General features: G+C 59.1%; 17 protein-coding genes. 5 read left to right on the forward strand and 12 right to left on the reverse strand.

The window, feature by feature from the left end; translation table 11 throughout:
* Positions 1 to 9: 9 nt before the first annotated feature.
* Both QSV77_RS22750 and QSV77_RS22755 read right to left on the reverse strand, forming a co-directional pair.
* Positions 10 to 3,150 (reverse strand): efflux RND transporter permease subunit, encoded by a 3,141-nt coding sequence (locus tag QSV77_RS22750; protein WP_302735143.1) that lies wholly within the window; start codon positions 3,148 to 3,150, stop codon positions 10 to 12.
* Between the two features lie 3 nt (positions 3,151 to 3,153).
* On the reverse strand, positions 3,154 to 4,308 hold the full coding sequence (locus tag QSV77_RS22755) for an efflux RND transporter periplasmic adaptor subunit (protein ID WP_302735144.1): 1,155 nt from the start codon (positions 4,306 to 4,308) through the stop codon (positions 3,154 to 3,156).
* A 369-nt stretch (positions 4,309 to 4,677) separates the two neighbouring features.
* Here QSV77_RS22755 and QSV77_RS22760 point away from each other — a divergent pair, with 369 nt between their 5' ends.
* Entirely contained in the window at positions 4,678 to 5,460 is a 783-nt protein-coding gene (locus tag QSV77_RS22760; protein ID WP_302735145.1) for a pyrroline-5-carboxylate reductase, read from the forward strand.
* Positions 5,461 to 5,519: 59 nt separating this feature from the next.
* Here QSV77_RS22760 and QSV77_RS22765 read toward each other — a convergent pair whose 3' ends face one another.
* The 6 genes from QSV77_RS22765 to QSV77_RS22790 form a co-directional block, all read right to left on the reverse strand.
* On the reverse strand, positions 5,520 to 7,118 hold the full coding sequence (locus QSV77_RS22765) for an MFS transporter (protein ID WP_302735146.1): 1,599 nt from the start codon (positions 7,116 to 7,118) through the stop codon (positions 5,520 to 5,522).
* A complete protein-coding gene (locus tag QSV77_RS22770) occupies positions 7,115 to 7,555 on the reverse strand; it encodes a DoxX family protein (protein ID WP_302735147.1) in 441 nt (146 codons plus the stop codon). The genes QSV77_RS22765 and QSV77_RS22770 overlap by 4 nt, the downstream gene beginning before the upstream one ends.
* 220 nt (positions 7,556 to 7,775) lie before the next feature.
* The gene (locus QSV77_RS22775) at positions 7,776 to 9,758 is read right to left on the reverse strand and encodes an amidohydrolase (protein WP_302735148.1); all 1,983 of its coding nucleotides are present in this window, start codon (positions 9,756 to 9,758) and stop codon (positions 7,776 to 7,778) included.
* Complete coding sequence (locus QSV77_RS22780; RefSeq protein WP_142842552.1) at positions 9,758 to 10,048, reverse strand: XapX domain-containing protein; 291 nt, start codon at positions 10,046 to 10,048, stop codon at positions 9,758 to 9,760. The genes QSV77_RS22775 and QSV77_RS22780 overlap by 1 nt, the downstream gene beginning before the upstream one ends.
* A gap of 66 nt (positions 10,049 to 10,114) precedes the next feature.
* Positions 10,115 to 10,807: a hydrolase gene (locus QSV77_RS22785; protein WP_142842553.1), complete on the reverse strand. Its 693-nt coding sequence runs from the start codon at positions 10,805 to 10,807 to the stop codon at positions 10,115 to 10,117.
* A 143-nt stretch (positions 10,808 to 10,950) separates the two neighbouring features.
* A complete protein-coding gene (locus QSV77_RS22790) occupies positions 10,951 to 11,883 on the reverse strand; it encodes a VOC family protein (protein WP_302735149.1) in 933 nt (310 codons plus the stop codon).
* 118 nt (positions 11,884 to 12,001) lie between these two features.
* On the opposite strand from QSV77_RS22790, the gene QSV77_RS22795 reads away from it, so the two are divergent.
* Positions 12,002 to 12,901 carry a LysR family transcriptional regulator gene (locus tag QSV77_RS22795; RefSeq protein ID WP_142842555.1) on the forward strand — a complete coding sequence of 300 codons (900 nt, stop codon included), beginning with the start codon at positions 12,002 to 12,004 and terminating at the stop codon, positions 12,899 to 12,901.
* Positions 12,902 to 12,950: 49 nt separating this feature from the next.
* Here the strand turns inward: QSV77_RS22795 and hutH are convergent, their stop codons facing one another.
* The 4 genes from hutH to QSV77_RS22815 all read right to left on the reverse strand — a co-directional run bounded on the left by hutH (position 12,951) and on the right by QSV77_RS22815 (position 17,271).
* Complete coding sequence (hutH, locus tag QSV77_RS22800; protein WP_302735150.1) at positions 12,951 to 14,456, reverse strand: histidine ammonia-lyase; 1,506 nt, start codon at positions 14,454 to 14,456, stop codon at positions 12,951 to 12,953.
* On the reverse strand, positions 14,449 to 15,279 hold the full coding sequence (locus tag QSV77_RS22805) for a glycine betaine/L-proline ABC transporter ATP-binding protein (RefSeq protein WP_149901305.1): 831 nt from the start codon (positions 15,277 to 15,279) through the stop codon (positions 14,449 to 14,451). The genes hutH and QSV77_RS22805 overlap by 8 nt, the downstream gene beginning before the upstream one ends.
* Complete coding sequence (locus tag QSV77_RS22810) at positions 15,272 to 16,129, reverse strand: proline/glycine betaine ABC transporter permease (protein ID WP_271362700.1); 858 nt, start codon at positions 16,127 to 16,129, stop codon at positions 15,272 to 15,274. Before QSV77_RS22810 ends, QSV77_RS22805 begins: the two co-directional genes overlap by 8 nt.
* 104 nt (positions 16,130 to 16,233) lie before the next feature.
* Positions 16,234 to 17,271 carry an ABC transporter substrate-binding protein gene (locus tag QSV77_RS22815; RefSeq protein ID WP_142842559.1) on the reverse strand — a complete coding sequence of 346 codons (1,038 nt, stop codon included), beginning with the start codon at positions 17,269 to 17,271 and terminating at the stop codon, positions 16,234 to 16,236.
* A 636-nt stretch (positions 17,272 to 17,907) separates the two neighbouring features.
* On the opposite strand from QSV77_RS22815, the gene hutC reads away from it, so the two are divergent.
* From hutC to QSV77_RS22830, 3 genes are all read left to right on the forward strand, one after another.
* Positions 17,908 to 18,648 (forward strand): histidine utilization repressor, encoded by a 741-nt coding sequence (gene hutC, locus QSV77_RS22820; RefSeq protein ID WP_302735151.1) that lies wholly within the window; start codon positions 17,908 to 17,910, stop codon positions 18,646 to 18,648.
* A gap of 329 nt (positions 18,649 to 18,977) precedes the next feature.
* Positions 18,978 to 19,475, forward strand: coding sequence for a spore coat U domain-containing protein (locus QSV77_RS22825; RefSeq protein WP_302735152.1), 498 nt, complete (start codon positions 18,978 to 18,980; stop codon positions 19,473 to 19,475).
* A gap of 21 nt (positions 19,476 to 19,496) precedes the next feature.
* Positions 19,497 to 20,216 (forward strand): molecular chaperone, encoded by a 720-nt coding sequence (locus QSV77_RS22830; RefSeq protein ID WP_302735153.1) that lies wholly within the window; start codon positions 19,497 to 19,499, stop codon positions 20,214 to 20,216.
* Positions 20,217 to 20,266 lie beyond the last annotated feature (50 nt).

Consider the following 20,266-nt stretch of genomic DNA (forward strand, 5'->3'; position numbering starts at 1 on the left):
GCATCGACCTCAGGCGGGTTTCGGCTCCGCCACCTTTACGCTTCTGCGGCTAAATATCCCCGATATCAGCACGAAGAAGACCGGCACGAAAACAATCGCCAGCAAAGTCCCCGTCACCGTTCCAAAGAAGGTGGCAAAGCCGATAGCCTGGCGCGCGCCGGCGCCGGCACCCGTCGATATGACCAGCGGAATGACACCGAGGCCAAAGGCAAGCGAGGTCATCAGGATCGGCCGGAAGCGAAGTTTCGCCGCCTCGCAAACCGCCTCGAATGCGCTTTCGCCCAGCTGCGCCATTCGCTCTCGCGCAAATTCGACGATCATGATGCCATTCTTGCCCGTCAGGCCGACCACGGTCAGAAGACCCACCTGGAAATAGACGCCATTCGACTGCCCGCCGATCCATGCGCCCAGAAGCGCACCGAGAATACCGACCGGCATGGCGAGCAGAACCGCCACGGGAATGGTCCAGCTTTCATAGAGCGCTGCAAGGCAAAGGAACATGGTTGCCAATGCCAGCCCGTAGAGAGGCAAGGCACCGGCGCCGGCATCCTTTTCCTCGAGCGACATTCCCGTCCATTGCAGGCTGAAGCCCGGCGGCAGTTTCGCGGCAAGCGCCTCCATTTCAGCCAGCGCCTCACCGGAGGAGAAGCCCGGAGCCGCCGACCCTTCGATCGACATCGCGGGCAGGGCGTCATAACGGCTGACCTGCTGAGGCCCGAAGACCCAGTTCTGGCTGGCGATGGTCGAAAGATCGACGAAATCACCATTCGCATTCGGCACCCGCCAGAGAGCAAGATCCTCCGGCCCGGTGCGTGCCAAAGGCTCGCCCTGCACGTAAACGCGCTTCATGCGTCCCTCGTAAAGGAAGTCGTTCACATAGGAACTCGACCAGACGGTGGTCAGGAACGACCCGACATCCGCAGCGCTGAGGCCAACGGCGCCGGCCTTGCCCCAGTCGATATTGAGTTCGAATTGTGAAGCATCCTCGACGCCGTTCGGCCGGACGGCCATGAGTTTCGGGCTTTGGGCCGCAAGACCCAGCAGCATGTTGCGCGCTTCCAGAAGCTGCTCATGGCTCTGGCCGGAACGCGCCTGAAGGAAGGCGGTAAAGCCGTTGGAATTGCCGAGTTCCGTGACCGCCGGCGGCACCAGCGGAACGACGATCGCTTCCTTGATGCCGCCCATCAAAGGCCCGAAAGCGCGCGCGGCGATGGCCTGGGCGGAGTTGTCCTTACCCTTGCGCTCTTCCCAGTCCTTCAGTTTGACGAACATCATGCCCATGTTCTGCCCCTGACCGGCGAAGGAAAAACCACGAACCGAGAAGACCGACTCGACGTTCTTGGCTTCGGCATTCATGTAGTATTTCTCCACCTTGCCCAGAACCTCCTCGGTATTTTGCGCGGTAGAACCGGGCGGTGTCTGGATGATGGTGAGCAGGGTTCCCTGATCTTCATCGGGAAGGAACGAGGTTGGCGTCTTCTGGTAAAGGAAGACCATGGCGCCCACCAGAAGCAGATAGACAAGGAACATCCTGACCGGCCTTTTCGCCGAAGCCCTGACGATATTGCCGTATCGTGTCGTCAGCCATGAGAAATTGCGCTCGAACCAGTTGCTGAAACGGCTGGCAAGACCCGGCTTTGCATTGTGATCATGGGCCTTCAGCATCGTCGCGCAGAGCGCCGGTGTGAAGATGAGGGCGACCAGCACCGAGAGCGCCATGGCCGCAACGATGGTCACCGAGAACTGCTTGTACATTTCCCCTGTTGCGCCGCCAAAAAACGCCATGGGCACGAAGACGGCGGAAACCACCATGGCGATGCCCACGAGCGCCCCCTGGATTTCTCCCATCGATTTTTTCGTAGCCGCGACGGGATCGAGATGCTCGTCGCGCATGATGCGCTCGACGTTTTCCACCACCACGATGGCATCATCGACAAGCAGGCCGATCGCCAGAACCATGGCCAGCATGGTGAGCGTGTTGATCGAAAATCCGAGCGCCGCCATGATGCCGAAGGTTCCAAGCAGAACCACCGGCACGGCCAGCGTCGGGATCAGCGTCGCGCGGAAATTATGCAGGAAGATCAGCATCACGAACACGACCAGCACGATCGCTTCGATGAGCGTGTGAATGACCGCCTCGATGGAAAGCGAGACAAACGGCGTCGTATCATAGGGAATGACATAGCTCACGCCGACGGGAAGGAATGCACCGAGATCGGCCATCTTGGCCTTCACCAGCTCCGCCGTTTCAAGCGCATTGGCGCCGGATGCCAGCTGGATCGCCATGCCTGACGACGGCTTGCCGTTGTAGAAACTGGAAATTTCGTAGTTTTCAGTTCCGAGTTCCGCCCGCGCCACGTCACGCAGCAACACCAGCCCGCCATCGGTATCGGCACGCAGCACGATGCGCTCGAAATCCTGCGGCGTCTTCAGGAGCGACTGGGCGGTGACGGTGGCATTGAGCTGCTGACCTTCCGGTGCCGGCATGGCGCCGAAGGAACCGGCCGATATCTGCGCATTCTGGGCGCTGATCGCATTAATGACGGTGGTGGGAGAGAGGCCGTAATATTTCAGCTTCTGCGGATCGAGCCAGATCCGCATCGCATATTCCGACCCGAACACTTCAACCTTGCCGACACCCTTCAGTCTCGACACCGGTTCGACCATGTAGGAGTTCAGATAATCTGCGAGATCGATGGCGCTTCGGGCTCCGTCGTCCGAGATCAGCGCGATCACCATCAGAAAGCCGGTTGTCGATTTCTCAACCGTTACACCCTGACGCGTCACTTCAGAAGGCAGGCTCGCTTCGGCCTGGCTCAGCTTGTTCTGGACCTGAACCTGGGCGATGTCGGGATCCGTGCCGAGATTGAATGTGAGTGTCACGGTGGCGCGACCGGTAGAGGTCGTCGACGAGTCGATGTAACGCAGCCCGTCAAGGCCCGTCATTTCCTTCTCGATGATCTGCACCACCGTATCCGCGACCGTTTCGGCGGATGCGCCGGGATAGGTCGCTCCGATGACCACGGATGGACCGGCGATCGAGGGATATTGCGAGATCGGCAATCTCATGATCGACAGGACGCCGAGGCCCATGATGATGATCGCGATGACCCAGGCGAAAATGGGCCTGTCTATGAAAAACCGCGCCATGGATCAGTTACTCCCGACCCGGGCAGCCTGCTGGGCCGCCGGCTGTTGCTCTATTTCCACCGAAGCACCGGGTGCCACCTTCTGGAAACCGGACATGACGATCTGGTCCCCCGGTTTCAGGCCGCTGCTGGTGACCCAGCGATTGCCGGCACCAGTGACGATGGTTACCGGACGGGGAACAATCTTGCCGTCCTCCACGATCCAGACGGAGGCCTCGCCTTTGGCATTGCGCATCACGGCGCTTTGCGGAACGAGGATCGCGTCCTTGGTAACGGCCTGCGGTAGTTCAACCTCGACATAGAGGCCCGGCAAAAGCCTGTTATCCGGGTTGGAGAACGAGATTCGAAGCGTGACCATGCCCGTTGTCGGTTCGACCCTCGGTTCGGCCGCCTTCAGATCACCCTTTACCGGGTAAGTCTGGCCGTTCGGAAGGATCATCGTTGCAACGGACTGGGACTGGCTGCCCCCCACCCTTTTGTCGGCATTCCACCGCAAAAGATCGTTTACGGACTGGGTTACGTCGACATAGATCGTGTCGAGCGCGCGGATCGTGGTCAAAGCCGTCGTCTGCTGCGCAGCCACAAGCGCACCGGCCGTCGTTTCCGAAAACCCGATGATGCCGGAGATCGGCGCGCGGATCGTCGTTCTCTCGAGGTCGATCTCCGCTGTCGTCAGCTGTGCCCGCGCCACCTGAAGTGCGGCCTGCGTCTTGTTTCTCTCCGCAATCTTGTTATCGCGGTTCGACGCCGAGCTGACATTATTGGCAAATGTCTCCTCAGCACGGCGCGCATCGACGAGGGCGAAATCGTAGCTGGCCTGCGCCTGGGCGACGTTGGCTTTGGCCGACTCCACCGCCGCAACATAGGTTTCATCCTCGATCTTGTAGAGAACCTGACCGGCCTCGACACGGGCGCCTTCTTCAAACAGTCGTTCCCGGATGATGCCGGAGACCTGCGGCCGTACCTCTGAAATCGTCGATGGTTTGATACGTCCGGGCAAACGCGCAGTCAGCGTGAAATCCGCCGCCTTGGCGGTTTCAACCGTGACTGACGGGGTGGGTTGTTGCTGCGCGAGCACTCTTCCGGGATAGAGGACGCAGGATAGGATCAACGCAAGGGCCACCGTTTGCCCGCGCCGCCACTGACTTTTCTCGACCATTTTTCACCTTTTGATGCAAACGAGCTGCCGGACGCATCACCAGCATCCGATCTTTCGGTGCCATATACATACATTCCGAATGTAAATATCAAGTGAAATATTTTGGCCGGCCGGCACCGGCTCTTCATGTCGGTCCTGCTTCAAAGCGCAAAATCGATCGCGATAAGATGCTAAAATAAAAGGAAAATCAGATTGCTGACGAGATTCCCATGCGGAGCACATTTGCTTCCGGCCGGCGGATCCGGAAGAAAAATTAACATTGCCGACAGACCGGTTTTCTGGCCCAATGTCTCATCTTCAGTTCAGGACACGCGTTACCGTCCTGCGTAAAACACGGCCGATCCGGCCCCTTTCAGCCGCGGAGTCATCATGTCCCTTCCCCAGAAAATCGGTTTCATCGGAACCGGAGCGATCACCGACGCAATGGTGCGGGGCCTGCTTGGCAAGCCCGTCGCCGTGCCGCATGTCATGGTGTCGCAGCGAAGCGCGGATATTTCCGCAAAGCTCGCCGCCGATTTCCCGCAGGTGATTGTTGCCGGCGATAATCAGGCAATCGTTGACGGCTGCGATACCGTCGTGCTGGCGATCCGCCCGCAGATCGCCGAAGAAGTCACCAGACCCCTGCAGTTCCGGGAGGGGCAGAAGGTCATCAGCGTGGTTGCCGCCACCAGCCGGCAAGCCCTTCTCGACTGGATCGGTGCGGATGTGCGGCTCACCCAGGCGATCCCCCTGCCCTTCGTGGCGCGGCGCAAGGGTGTCACCGCCGTTTATCCTGCCGATACGGATACGGCAGCGATTTTCAACGTGCTCGGCAATGCGGTTGAATGCGAGACCAAGGCGGAATACGACCTGCTGGCCGCCGCAAGCGCCCTGATGGCCACCTATTTCGGTATCCTTCAACATACGACGGAATGGCTGGCGCAAAACGGTCTGCCGGAAGAAAAGGGCCGCGCCTATCTTGCTCCCCTCTTCGCCGGCCTTTCCGAGGTCGCGGTGCTGGCCGGCAAGGATACTGATTTCACTGATATCAGCCGCGAATTCGCCACCAAGGGCGGCCTCAACGAACAGGTATTGCTGGATTTTGACGGCAATGGCGGTTCGCGCGCATTGAAGGAGGCATTGAGCCGTGTGCTGGAGCGGATCACCAAATAACCGGGCGGATTGTCTTTACTCAGCAATAAAAAGGGGCCAATTGGCCCCTTTTCCTTGCTTCATGCTCTTCCCGGACGATTGATCGTCAGGAAGTGCCGCACGACTGGTCTTTCCAGCCCCGAGTGATAGGCAAGCACCTTGCCCTGTAGATCCGCGTCGGCGTTGGAGACCCGTTTGTGCTGGCGCAGATGTTCCGCCCAGGATTCCACCATGAACCATTCAACGATCTTCTGCGGATTGGCGGAGTCCTCGGTGACACCCCAGCCATAGGCACCATCACGCCGGCGTTCCTGGGAAAGCTCGTCAAGCGCATGCAGGAACGCGCTGCGATGATGCTTTTCGACGTTGTATTCGATCAGAATCAGCACCGGGCCGCGGTCATGGGCCACCGGCTCGGCAACCAGCGGTTCCGGCCAATGATTGGACGGTACCATATCGGCGTCGCCGGCAGGCAATTTCAGGCGATGCATGACAAGACCGGCGGCAAACAGACCGGCAGAGCCGATCAGCAACGTTCCGGGCACGCCTGCCGCTTCGCCAACCGCACCCCAGCCGATGCTGCCCGCCGTCATCGCGCCGTTGAAGACGGTAAGATAGACCGCCAGCCCACGGCCACGCACCCAGTTCGGCAGAATGGCCTGGGCCGCGCCATTCAACGTCGTCAGCGCCGTGATCCATGCACCACCGAGAAAGAGCAGGATGATGATGGCCAGCCACTTGGGCGGAGCAAACGACAGACCAGCCATGACAAGAGCGGTAATGACGGCCGCCCCCAGAAGCAGGGCGTCGGCATCAAAGCGGGCGCGCAGTTTCGGCATGATCAGCGCGCCGCCGATAGCGCCGGCACCGACCGCGCCGAGCAGAATGCCATAAAAGCTGGCATCTCCGCCGAGCAATTGCCGTGCGACCAGTGGCAGAAGCGCCCAGACGGCACTGGCGAATGCAAAGAAGATTGCAGCCCGCAGCAGGACGACATGCAGCGGCCGGCTGGCGCGTGTGTAACGAAGGCCGGCCCGGAATGCACCGAAGAAACCTTCCGCCAGCACATCATTGGCGTTCTTCGCCCGTGGCCACCACAGAAGCGCCGCGATGACGACAAAGTAGCTGGCGACATCTGCACCGTAAGTAACGGCCGCACCGAAGGCAGCAAGCAATATGCCGCCGACCGCAGGACCGATGGAACGGGCAATATTGATGCCCAGCGAATTGAGCGCGACAGCGCTTTTGATATCCTCGCGTTTCACCAGTTCCGGCACAATGGCCTGCCAGGTCGGTCCCATCAGCGCCGCACCGATGCCGCCAAGGAAGGTAAGGCCGATCAGGGCACTGACGGACAACAATCCGGTATGGGCGAGAACCATGAGGGTGAGGCTGACAGAGGCCAGGAGCAGCTGGACCGCAATCAAAAATTTGCGACGGTCGAGAATATCCGTCAGCACGCCGGCCGGGATCGCCAGCAGAAAGATCGGCAGGGTTCCCGCCGCCTGGACCATGGCGACTGCCGCCGGCGAGGCCGAAAGATCGGTCATAAGCCACGAACTGGCGACATCGCGCATGAAACTGCCGGTATTGCCGAGCACGGTTGCGGCCCAGAGGACGGCAAAAACCGGCTGCGCAAGCGGAGCAAAGCTGCTCGTTGAGGATTTTGCGGCATTCATTTGCCTGTTCCTTTCGTGAGATCGATTGCGGCGACGACAACAAAGGCGCCAGCCAGACCCAGATGTTCGAAGAAGGCGTTGGTTGTCATCATGCGGTCCATGCCGGGTGCCATTTCCCAGAACCGAAGAGCAATGAAGGTGGCCAGAAGCGTGAAGCCCGCAAGCGCCAAAGCGCCCGCCCAGCGCAGAAAGCCGGAAACCACCATGGCCGAGGCGGCAAGCTCGAACACAATGACGACAACGGCAAAGACCGCAGCGGGATGAAGCCCAAAATGGTTCATCTCGGCAATCGCACCGGGAAAATCGAAGATCTTGGTCAGCGGCCCCTGAATATAGGCCGAGCAGAGCGCCAGAAGCGCGAGGGTTCGTGTGACAGGCGAGGCAACAACGCCCGTAAGAAGCCCGTGAGGGCGAAGTGTTGAAGATGGTTCGGTCATTGTCTGCTCCTGCGATCTTGGCCGTTGGTTCGACCGGCACTGCGTTCATCTGATGGAGCGATATTGGCTGAAACAATTATCGCCAACAATTGCATCAATAGTTTCGATATAATTGCATATTTCGCAATATTGGCCCGTCTTAGGGGGCTTCCTTCGCGTCGGATGCGGGCAGCGACAATCCGCTGCCCGCATGGTCGATCTGGCATTCAGCGGGTCGGGCTTAAACCGCCCAGCACGAGCAGCCAAGCGCTCCGAAAAACCCCTTCAGATCGGCGATGGGCAGCTTCGATGTCCACGCTCCGGCATGGTCGTGGCCATGCACACCGCAATCACTGGCGCAGCCGCAGGACGTGATTGCCGCCCGTCGCAACGAGTTCTTTCCAGCCCCTTGCGGCTCACCCCAGGCGGCATAACCGCCGAAGGCGCGAACGGGCGACCAGTCCGGCATGGCGGGAGGCACGTCGTTCTCATCGAGTGCCCTGAAATCACCGGCACCATAGACGATCTTGCCGCCAACCATGGTCAGCTCGGAGGTGAGGAAGGAAATTTCATCCTCGGCACAGGCGAAATAATCCTTGTCCGGCACCACCAGATCGGCGAACTGGCCTTTTTCGATGCGGCCCTTTTTGCCCTCCTCGTTCGAGAACCAGGTGACTTTTTCGGTCCACATGCGCAGTGCCGTTTCACGATCGAGGCAATTGGCGCGTGGATAGAGCTGCATGCCGCCGACGGTCTTGCCGGTTACCATCCACGAAAGGGAAACCCACGGATTGTAGGAGGCGACACGGGTGGCATCGGTACCGGCAGAGACATTGACGCCCTTGTCGAGCATTTTCCGGATCGGTGGCGTCGCCTCGGCAACTCCCTGTCCATACCGTTCGACGAAATATTCGCCCTGATACGCCATGCGGTGCTGGGTGGCGATGCCACCACCAAGCGCTGCGATGCGATCGATGGAGCGGTCCGAGATGGTTTCGGCATGGTCGAAGAACCAGTTCAGGCCCTCAAGCGGAATGTCCCGGTTGACCTTTTCGAAGACATCCAGAGCCCGCGAGATCGTCTCGTCATAGGTGGCGTGCAGACGCCAGGGCCAGCGGTTCTCCACAAGAATTCGGACGACGTCTTCCAGTTCGCCTTCCATTTCCGGCGGCATGTCCGGTCGTGGCTGGCGGAAATCCTCGAAATCGGCAGCGGAAAAGACCAACATCTCACCTGCACCATTGTGCCGGAAATAGTCATTGCCCTGCTTGTATTTGACCGAAGAGGTCCAGTTGAGGAAATCCTCCTTTTCCTGCTTGGGTTTCTGCGTGAAGAGGTTGTAGGCAAGACGCACGGTCATCTGGCCGTCATCAGAAAGCTTCTGGATGACCTCATAGTCATCGGGATAATTCTGGAAACCGCCACCGGCATCGATCACGCCGGTCACACCCAGCCGGTTCAGTTCACGCATGAAATGACGGGTGGAGTTGACCTGATAATCGAGCGGCAGCTTCGGTCCCTTTGCGAGCGTCGAATAGAGGATGCCGGCATTCGGCTTGGCGAGCAGCATGCCCGTGGGATTGCCGTTCGCATCACGAGTGATCTCGCCACCGGGCGGGTTCGGCGTATCCCGCGTATAGCCAACGGCGCGCAACGCAGCGCCATTCAGCAGCGCCCGATCATAGAGATGCAGCAGGAAGACCGGCGTATCGGGAGCCACCGCATTGATTTCCTCAATGGTCGGCAGGCGTTTTTCGACAAATTGATGCTCGGTGAAGCCGCCAACGACGCGCACCCATTGCGGGGCGGGCGTGATCGCCACCTGACGTTTCAGCATGTCCATGGCGTCCGCCAGCGAGCGCACGCCATCCCAACGCAGTTCCATGTTGAAGTTCAAGCCGCCGCGAACGACGTGGGTGTGATTGTCGATCAGGCCGGGCAGCACACGTTTGCCCTTCAGATCGATGACTTTCGTCTCCGGCCCGGCGAGCGCCATGACATCGGCATCGGTTCCCACCTCAACGAACAGACCATCCTTGATGGCAACTGCCGTTGCATTCGGATTGCCGCGGTCAAGCGTCGTCAGGCGGCCGTTGTGAAGAATGGTGTCAGGATACATGGAATAAGCTCCGGTCTGAATGGGATCAGCGGCCTTGGCCGGTGAAAAGAGATGCGGAAAGGCAAGGCTCGATGCCGCGCCAAGAAAGGTGCGTCGCGTCGGCATCAGCTTCTCTCCCCATCCACAGGCTGTTTCGCTCTGGCGAGATCCACGGTCTCTCCGCTCCCCTTCGGCATATGGCCGAACATATGCGGCTTGATCTGGTTGATCCACGAAACGGCGGCCGGTTCCTTGCCGATGATCGACCTTGCAAAAGGAATGACCTGTTCCCCAAGCAATATGCCAAGCAGGCCGACAAGAGCGATGATGGGCGGCGCAGGTGAACGCACATTGAGCAGGCTGTAAACAATGCCGACCAGCAGGCCGGCGCCAAGCGATAGAAGATAGACTTTCATGGGAACCTCCTAGATGGATGAAAGCCGCACCGGAGGGGACATCGATCCTTCCGGTGCGGCGAAAGCTTATTTTTGGGCTGGGTTGGGGCCGATGCGCTTGCCGTGTTTGACGCGTTCTTCACCGCCATGGACGTGGGTGACGGCATAGTCGATGCCCATGCCATAGGCGCCGGAATGTTCCTTCACCAGCGAGGTGACGGCGTCATAGGTTTCCTTGCGTGCCCAGTCGCGCTGCCATTCAAGCAGCACCTGCTGCCAGGTGACCGGGATGATGCCGGCCTGCACCATGCGGTCCATCGCATATTTGTGTGCGTCGACAGAGGTGCCACCGGAAGCATCCGCCACCATGTAGATCTCGTAATCCGCGACATCGTGGAGCGCCGAGAGCGCGAAGGTGGTGTTGCAGACTTCCGTCCAGAGGCCGGAAACGACGATCTTCCTGCGGCCACCGGCAGCGTTCTTCGCCAGGGCGTCGCGGACATTCTGGTCATCCCAGGAATTCATCGAGGTGCGCTCGAGGATATCATTCTCCGGGAAAACCGCGAGCAATTCCGGGAAGGTGTTGCCGGAGAAGCTTTCCGTTTCGACCGTCGTGATGGTCGTCGGGATGTTGAATATCCGGGCGGCCTTGGCGAGGCCGACGACATTGTTCTTCAGGGTCTGACGATCGATCGATTGCACACCGAAAGCCATCTGCGGCTGCTGGTCGATGAAGATCAACTGGCTGTTGGCGGGGGTCAGGACTTCGAGCTTGGACATTTTCGTTCTCCGTTCAGGTGGTGATTGCCGATCTGCGGCGGTGGAAATTGACAAGGCTTCGCCAGTGGACTGCCCGGCGCGGGCAGCCATCTTTAAAAGGCGTGAATGTGTATCGGTCAGTCGGTGCGGATCAGCGATCCGTCTCAGGCGGCAAGCGGAACCAGGCTCGCCTCGATCTTGTTGCGGAACGGCTCATACCGGTTCGGCAGCTTGAGTGCTTCGCCAAGATGCGCGGTATCCTCGTCCCGGTCGAAACCCGGTTCATTGGTGGCGATCTCGAACAGGATACCGCCCGGGGTGCGGAAATAGATCGCCCAGAAGTAATCGCGGTCGATGACCGGGCTTACCTGATAACCGGTATCCATCAGCGCCTTACGCACTTCGAGCTGCTTTTCGCGGTTCTCGACCGCAAAAGCGATGTGGTGCACCGAACCGGCTCCGGGGCGGGCAAAGGGTGTCTTCGGCAGCGCCGCCAGATCGATCGTATCCGCGCCATTGCCACCGGGAATGACGAAACGGGTGACGTTCCCTTCAACTTCGGCCCGCTCATAACCCATGAAACGCAGAAGCTCCTCGGTCGCAGCCGTGTCGTGAAGATTGAAGCGCGCGCCGGTGAAACCGCGTATGGCGTTTTCTTCTGATATGCCTTCGGCCAACCAGCCAGCACGTGCATCATTGCCGGTTTCGATCAGCGCGAGACCGTCGCCATCGGGACCGGTGAAGCGCAGGCGATTGTCGCCGAAAACCGTGTCGGCCTGAATGCCGGCGGCACCTTTGGCAATGAGACGATCTTTCCAGAAGCCGAGCGAACCCTTCGGAATGGAGAACTGGGTCTCGCCCACTTCACCGACACCGGGACGACCGGCCATCATCTGGGCGAAGGGAAAATAGGTCATGACCGTGCCGGGCGTTCCCGTTTCATCACCGTAATAAAGGTGATAGACGCTGGGCTCATCAAAGTTGACGGTCTTCTTCACCCGGCGCAGGCCGAGCGTTTCAGTGAAAAAACTGTTATTCTGCCGCGCATCCGACGCCATGGAGGTAACGTGGTGCAGGCCCTTGATATCCTTGATCATCGTCGGCGCCTTTCTTCGTTGGTGTGTCCGTTTCGATGACAAAGATATACGCCGCTTGATTGCATCGAAGAATTGCAATATTTCTTGCGACTGAATTGCGGTTTTTGAAATAATAGAGATGAACGACCACAAAGCTCTCAAAACCTTTCTGATGGCGGCCGAAAAGCGCAACTTCGCGCAGGTGGCCCGCGAACTGGGCATGACGGCAGCAGCCGTCACCCGCGCCATTGCCGCGCTTGAATGTGATCTCGGCGTGCAGTTATTCGTCCGCACCACCCGCCAGGTGTCGCTGACGACCGACGGAGCCGTCTTCGCCGCGCAGATTCAGCCGGCAATAGAAGCGCTTGAAAATGCCCGGCGCGACGTCAGGAATGCTCACAAGGCCGATCAGGGAAGACTGAGGATCAGCGCGCCGACATGGCTCGGGAAAACCGTTTTGCCACCGATACTCTCGGGTTTCCGGGAACTGTACCCGAAAATGTGCTTCGAGATTTCGCTATCCGATGGTTTGGTCAACATCGTCGATGACGACTACGACCTCGCGATCCGCATTTCGTCTGCTCCATCAGACAAATTCACCATCTGGCGCAAGATCAGGGCCGTGCCGAGAATATTGGTGGCGGCGCCGGGCAGCCGGTTCACGCAGATGGAACATCCAGGCGAGCTGACGCCCGACGATTGCCTTGCCTATAGCGGTGAAAGCCGGCGGGAGAACTGGGTCCTTTCGGATGGCGGATCGAGCATCACGATTTCCGCCGGCCGCAGATTCAGCGCCAATAATGGCGAGGTTCTGGCAGATTTGGCGGCGGATGGTGCCGGGGTGGCCATGTTGCCGGGGTTTCATATCGCCGAACATATCCGCAGCGGCCGGCTGACACATGTTCTGCGCGGCTGGTCGCCGCCGGAACTCTGGCTGACGCTCTATTATCCGCCCTACCAGAAGCTGCCGCCCCGCATCGCGACCTTCTCGAGGTTTTTCGAGGAGCAACTGCCCGCGCATATGGTGATGCTGGATTGAAGACGACGCCGGTGGATAAAATTCGTCACCGGCGGCGCATCACCGACGCTTATGACAGATGCTCAATCCCGGCACTCGTGCCACGCAGCAGCTTTTCGACCATGGCAAGCAGGGAATTGAGCGGCCGGTCATCGCGGTAAAAGGGAACGTCTGCGCGAAGACGCCGGTAGAGGGCCTTGGTGCCGGGCGCCATGCCGGCGTCTCCCGGCTGCATGTCATAAGCCTGCGCCGCACACATGATTTCGATTGAAAGAATCGTTTCCAGATTGGCGATGATGGAAAGCGCCTTGTCGGCCGCCGGCGTGGCGTGAGTGAGAATATCCTCCTGCAAGGCAGAGGTAATGCCTCCATCCAGACTGGCGGGCGCAGCCAGCCGCCGGTTTTCCGCCACCAGCGCCGCTGCCGTATATTGAATGATCATGAAACCGGAGCAGACACCGCTGCCTTCCGCCAGAAAAGCCGGCAGGCCGCTGACCAGCGGATTGACGAGACGGTCGATCCGGCGCTCCGCAATGCTTGCCAGTTCTGCAGCGGCTACGGCCAGACCATCCATGGCAAGCCCCAATGCCGCGCCAACCGCATGGGCCTGCGAATGCACCTGCGGCATATCAGGCGAACCGGCAACCACCGGATTGTCCGTAACACTTGCCAGTTCGCGATTCACCACTTCGCTGATCTGAGCGACGCTGTCACGAATGGCGCCATGGATTTGCGGCACGGCGCGAAGACTGAGCGGATCCTGCGTGCGCGATCCCGCCGAGCGCGCCAAGAGGGGACTATCCGCCAGCAGATGGCGGAGATTGTTCCCAACGGCCTGAAGCCCCGGGGATGTGCGCAGAGCGAGCGGCGCTGCCGAAAAAGGATCGGATTGCGCGCCCAGATTTTCATAGCTCATTGCCGCCGCCGCATCTGCCCAGTCCAGCAGATTTTCCATTTGCGACAGCGCCAGGCAGGCAAGTCCGGTGGCACAGGGCGTTCCGTTGACGAGGCTCAGCCCTTCCTTGGCCAGAGGCACAAGCGGAGAGAGACCGACCGCCCCCAGCGCCTGCCGGCCGGAAAGTCTTTCACCATCACGCACCGCTTCGCCTTCGCCGATCAATACCAGCCCGATTGCCGCAGCATGGGTGAGATATCCGACCGAACCGCGTGAGGGAATGACGGGCAAAACATCCGCATTCAAAAGGGCCAGCAGCGCCTCGACGGTTTCCACGCGGATGCCGGAAAAACCATGGGCGAAATTGACGATCTGCGCGGCCATGATGGCACGTGTCTGCTCCCGCCCCAACGGTTCTCCGACCCCGCAGGAATGGCTGAGCAGGATGTTTCGCGACAGTGCCTGTTGCCGATCCCTGTCCACGATCACATCGCACAGGGCACCGACACCGGTATTGATGCCATAGCCGCGCACGCCTTTCGACACCAGCGCCTCGACAATGTCACGCGCGGCGGCGAGACGCTTCCACGCGGTATCGGCAAGCTGCAGTCGTGCACCTTTTGCCACCATGGCGACATCCCGCCACGAGATGCCCTGATCGATGATAAAGGTCTCAATCATGGTGGGCGACCGCCGCACCCGTGCGGCGCTGCACGAAGCGGGCGACATAATCATTGGCGGGACGATTGAGAATATCGTCCGGCGTTCCGACCTGCACCAGTTTCCCGTCCTTCAGAATCGCGATCTGCGCGCCGATACGCAGCGCCTCATCAAGATCATGCGTGATGAAGACGATGGTTTTCGAGAGGTTCTTCTCCAGCTGCAGAAGCTGATCCTGCATATCGGCGCGGATCAGCGGATCGAGAGCGGAAAATGCCTCATCCATCAGAATAACGTCGGTATCGGCAGCGAGAGCCCGCGCAAGGCCGACACGCTGCTTCATGCCGCCGGAAAGCTGATGGGGCATCTTGTTTTCATAACCGGCAAGCCCGACGGTCTCGATCCATTGCATGCCGATCGGGTTTGCTTCCGCCTTTGAGAGGCCGCGTACACGCTGGCCATAAACGACATTCTGCATAACCGTGCGGTGTGGCATGAGGCCGAAATTCTGGAACACCATGCTGACACGGCGATTGCGGAAATCCCGCAGGTCCTTGGCGTTGAGATCAAGCACATTGCTGCCGCCAACCAGGATTTCACCGCTCGTCGGTTCGATCAGGCGGTTGATATGGCGCACAAGCGTCGATTTTCCGGAACCCGAGAGCCCCATGATAACGAAGATGCGGCTGCCGGCAATATCGAGGCTGACATCGTCGAGGCCGACGCTGCAACCGGTCTTGGCCAATATTTCAGCCTTGTCGGCACCGTCCTTCGTCATGGCGAGCGCGGCTTTCCAGTTGCCGCCGAAAATCTTGGAAACGTTACGGATTGCGATATCAGTCATCGCCGCGCTCCTTCCGGCTGGATTGGCCGAAGCCCTGCGTAATACGGTCGAGGACGATGGCGAGAATGACGATGCCCAGACCTGCCTCGAGACCCTTTCCGACATCCAGTGTCTGAATCCCGTTCAGGACCTGTTCGCCCAGACCACGCGCGCCGATCATCGAAGCGACCACCACCATGGAAAGAGCCATCATGATCGTCTGGTTCAAGCCGGCCATGATCGTGGGTGTGGCCAGCGGCAGTTCGACGCCAAACAGTATCTGCGACGGGCTGCTGCCGAAAGCGGTTGCCGCCTCCACCACTTCGCGATCCACCTGGCGTATGCCGAGATCGGTCAGGCGGATCAGCGGTGGCACGGCGTAGATGATGGTCGCGAGCACCGCTGGCACCTTGCCGAGGCCGAAAAGCATGATTGCCGGGATCAGATAAACGAAACTCGGCATCGTCTGCATGACGTCGAGGACAGGCAGCGTGATACGCCGCATGATCTGGCTCTTGGCGAGCCAGATGCCTACCGGAACACCGATGATGATGGAAATCAGGCTGGCGATGAGCATCAGCGCCAACGTCTGCATCGTCAGGTCCCAAAGCCCGAGAGCGCCGACGATGAGCAGCATGACCCCGACCATGACGACAAGCGAGATCTTGCGCGCGGCAAACCATGCGAGCACCAGGAAGGCAAGCAGGACCAGCCACCATGGCAGGCCGCGCAATATCCATTCCATGAACAGGATAACCTGCAGAATGGTCTGCGAAATAGCCTTGAAGACGAAGCCGTAATTGACCACCAGCGACTGGACGAAGTCATTGATCGGGCCACGAATGGAAATATGAAGAGACTCAGGAAACATCGGGTGGCGTCCTCGCACTTTGCCGTCTTCCGTCCCCGACGGTCACGGCTCTGACGGGAAAAGAGAAAAGCCGCATGCCAATCCGGCATGCGGCCCCGTGATTGCTACTTGATCGCGGCTTCGATACGGGTCTTGGCCTCCGGCGACACCCATGCGCCCCAGATGTCGCCCTTGGTCTTCAGGAAGCGCGTCGCTGCGGCCACCGCATCGGCCTTTTCGTCAACCATATAAGCGAGGCTGGAATTGACCTCTTCGAGCGGGAAGGTCGCCTTGCCGAGGATTTCGATGATATCCGGCGCGGCCTTGGCGAAGTCGCTGTTGACGCCATAGGCGACCTCAACCGCCGGGAAAGCGCATCCCGCCTCCCGCTTGCCATCGGCGCTTGTCAGGTCCTTCCAGCAGGCTTCGGTGTAGGCCGGCTCGGAAAGCTGCACGAGCTTGTATTTGCCCATGATTGCGGTCGGGCTCCAGTAATAGAACAGCAGCGGCTCACCCTGAAGATAGGCGGCGCTGATCCCCGCATCCAGCGCCGTGCCCGTGCCCGGGCGGAAGTTCACGTAGGTCGTGTCGAGCTTGTAGGCCTGAAGCTTGGCGGTATTGACACCCTCACAGGTCCAGCCTGACGGGCAATTGAGAAAACGTCCCTTGGACGGCTCTTCAGGGTCCTGAAAAAGGGCGGCGATCTTCGGATCGGAAAGCTGCTCGACACTTTTCAGGTCGGGGGCCTTTGCCTCTATGCCCTTTGTCGCGTCACCCTTGATCAGATATTCAGGAACGAACCAGCCTTCGGAAGCGCCGACGAAGGTCTTGCCGACCGAGGTAACCTGTCCTGCGGCAGCGGCCTTGTTCCAGACGTCGGACCGGCCGATCCATTCCTCGGCAAAAATCTGGACGTCGTTATTGGCCGTGGCCTGTTCCAGGGTCACCGAATTGCCGGGAATGGAATCAACCTTGCAATCATATCCCTTCGACAGGATGGCCTTCATGACTTCGGTGATGAAGGCGCCGCTTTCCCAATCGATGCCAGCGAAAGTAACGGTCTTTCCCTCGCCGCAATAGCTGGCTGCATGGGCCGAGCCCAAGGGCAGCGCCGCAAACAGGGCCGTGGCGGCGAGCGCGAATTTAAATTTTGTATTCAACATCTTATTCCCCTTTTTGATTGATGGTTGGCATGCTGTCGGCACAAATTCATGCGGTGCCGGCGCAGGATCTCCCTGAAAATATAATGAAGGAATGTCGACCTTTCGCCCGGTCAGCGGGGCTGTTTGGCGCAGGTCCGATCAAGACACCTACCCCCTGCCGGCAACGAAAATAGCTCTCCTTAAGTTCACTATACAACTTTACGAAATCGGCTTTGATGGCGGAGAATGGCGGCAAGCAGGAAGGGCGATGAAAGAGCGCCTGGAGAACCGGCACCGCTCGAACCCTGAACGCGGCCAATCCAGCTGTCTCGCGCCGAAACATATGCGGCCGCCTGCAAACCAATAAAGCCGTAAACGGTTCATAACCACGCATTCACAGCCCTTTCTCCCGATATCGGCGAGCCAGACTGCATTCCCCTTTCGGAGCGGGTCGGCACGCAAACATCCTCACTTCAGCCACTTACGAGAAAAATGCGCCTGCAAAAGATCGATTTTTCAAGTCCCATCGATGTTTCACAAGTTGTATATGTAACTTTGCATGGTTCTAGGAGACAAGCAAGCGCAAAGATGATATTTTGCATGCGTCCGAAATGCTGGTTATATTTTAGGCAGCATGCCGATTTTCAGGGAGTTTAAATGCCGTCCGTGATCGAAAGCGACCTCGCAACTTCCAGCGAGTATCCTTCTCTGCCGCTCTATGAGCGTGTGAAAACGCAAATCAAGGCAAAGATCGCAAGCGGCGAGTGGCCCCTTCACCACCGGGTTCCTTCCGAGAACGAGATGGTGGAGATGCTGGGCGTCAGCCGGATGACGGCAAACCGTGCCCTGCGGGAGCTTGCGACCGAAGGTGTCATCGTGCGTGTTCAGGGACGAGGCTCATTCGTCGCATCGAAAAAGAGAAGCGCCGCGATGATGGGTGTGCGCAACATCGCCGACGAGATCAAGGAACGGGGCTCCTCCCACCAGGCCAACCTGATCCTGGCGCAGACCGAAGTATGCGGTCCCGATCTTGCCTCGGCGCTGGAGATTGACGTTGGCGCTACGATTTTCCATTCGATCATCGTTCATCACGAAGACGACGTGCCGATCCAGCTGGAAGATCGTTTCGTGAATGCCGCGGTCGCCCCGGACTATCTGCGACAGGACTTCAGCTTGACGACGCCAAATGCCTATCTGACGGCATTGGCGCCAATTTCCCGCACCGAACAGTTCATCGAGGCAGCAGCGCCCCAGCCATGGGAATGCAAATTGCTGGCGATCGGCCGGCACGAACCCTGCCTGCAGGTTCGGCGACGGACATGGTCTTCAAGCCGTGCAGTAACATCGGTACGGTTATTGTATCCCGGAAGCCGCTATCGACTCGAAAGTCAGGAATAAGGGCTCCCTATATGACCATCGGCCAAAGGTCACAATCTGGCGTCTTCATCCAAGTGTGTACCATCACATCCAACCTCGCTGCGAGGAAATGGACAAGCCACTGATTATCTGAATTTTTTCGAGGATTCATCTACTCTCTCATCCGCGAATACCACGGAATTTACGGTTGTACTTTATACTGTATTTCATCCTGTAGTTTTCTAGGCCCCGTCGTTAAGGATTTGTTAACCAAATCGAAGCGAGTATTAGATTATTCTAATTACCCGCTATTGGGGTGATCCTGCGTTGTGACCGAGGAAATCTGCAGCGCAGCCGCTTGGGGAGAGAGCATGAAGTTCGCAACATCAGGCTACCTATTATCACTTGTGGCGCTCGCCCTTGCGCCGTCATCAGGCATGGCGCAGGTCGCCACTTCAAACTTCACGGTACAGATCACCATTCAGGCGGCATGCCAGATCAACTCGGCCGGCAATCTGAATTTCGGCACCAATGGTGTCATCAGCAACAATATCGACGCGACCAGTCAGGTCGTCGTTCAATGCACCTCCAGCACACCCTTCAGCCTTGGCCTGAGCGCCGGCGCCGGTTCGGGCGCCACTGTCGCCAGCCGCCTGATGACGTCGCCGGCGGGCGCCACCATTGCATATTCACTCTATACGACTGCGGCACATACCACCGTGTGGGGCAACACCGTGGGGACGGATCGTCAGACAGGAACGGGAACCGGAGCGCCGCAAACATTCACGGTCTATGGGCGCGTACCTGCCCAGACGACACCTGCGGTCGGCGTCTATACCGATACGGTGACGGCCACGCTCAATTACTGATCGCCATAGGGAGGATCGCGCATGCGTCTTTTTACCTTAGCGGCTGCGTTTATTGCCGGTTTGAGTGTCTCACCTTCACACGCCGCATCTTTGCGGGTTTCACCAGTCATTCTGGATTTAAGGGCGCCGGCGGCGGCGTCCAGCCTGCGCATATGGAATGATGCGAAAACGCCGATCAACGTTCAGGTCAGGATATTCCGCTGGACCCAGCAAAACGGCTCGGACGTCTACACCGCGGCGGAGGACGTCGTCGCCAGCCCGCCGATGACGCAGCTGAAGCCGGGCGCCGAGAACCTTATCCGGATCGTCCGGCTTTCCAAAACACCCATCAGGGCGGAAGAGAGCTACCGCGTCATCGTGGATGAATTGCCCGCTGCGGGAAGACCCCAGTCCGGCACGGTCAGTCTGGTCGTTCGCCACTCCATCCCGGTTTTCTTTTCGCCCGCTTCCACAGGCGATGCCGAGCCGGTCTGGTCGATAACGCCACAGGGCAAAGGTTACAGGGTATCCGTTTCCAACAATGGTCAGAAACGGATACGGATCGCCAACCTGAAAGTTCTGGGTGGCAACGGGCAAGCAATTGCCCAGCAGCAGGGCCTGGTGGGCTATGTGCTTGGCAAATCCGGCGCAAGCTTTCTTGTTCCGGCAACCGGCGGCAAAAAAGCTGGTGGCACACTGAAGATTTCGGCTGAGAGCGAAGGCGGCCCCGTCAATGCGACGGCGCGCGTCAACGGCGGCTGACCTTGCCGTTTTGACGATTGCAGGTTTGACGATCTTTTCATCGAGCAGTT

Origin of the sequence: Agrobacterium sp. V1, from assembly GCF_030518355.1 — a bacterium.
Lineage (GTDB): Bacteria > Pseudomonadota > Alphaproteobacteria > Rhizobiales > Rhizobiaceae > Agrobacterium > Agrobacterium cucumeris.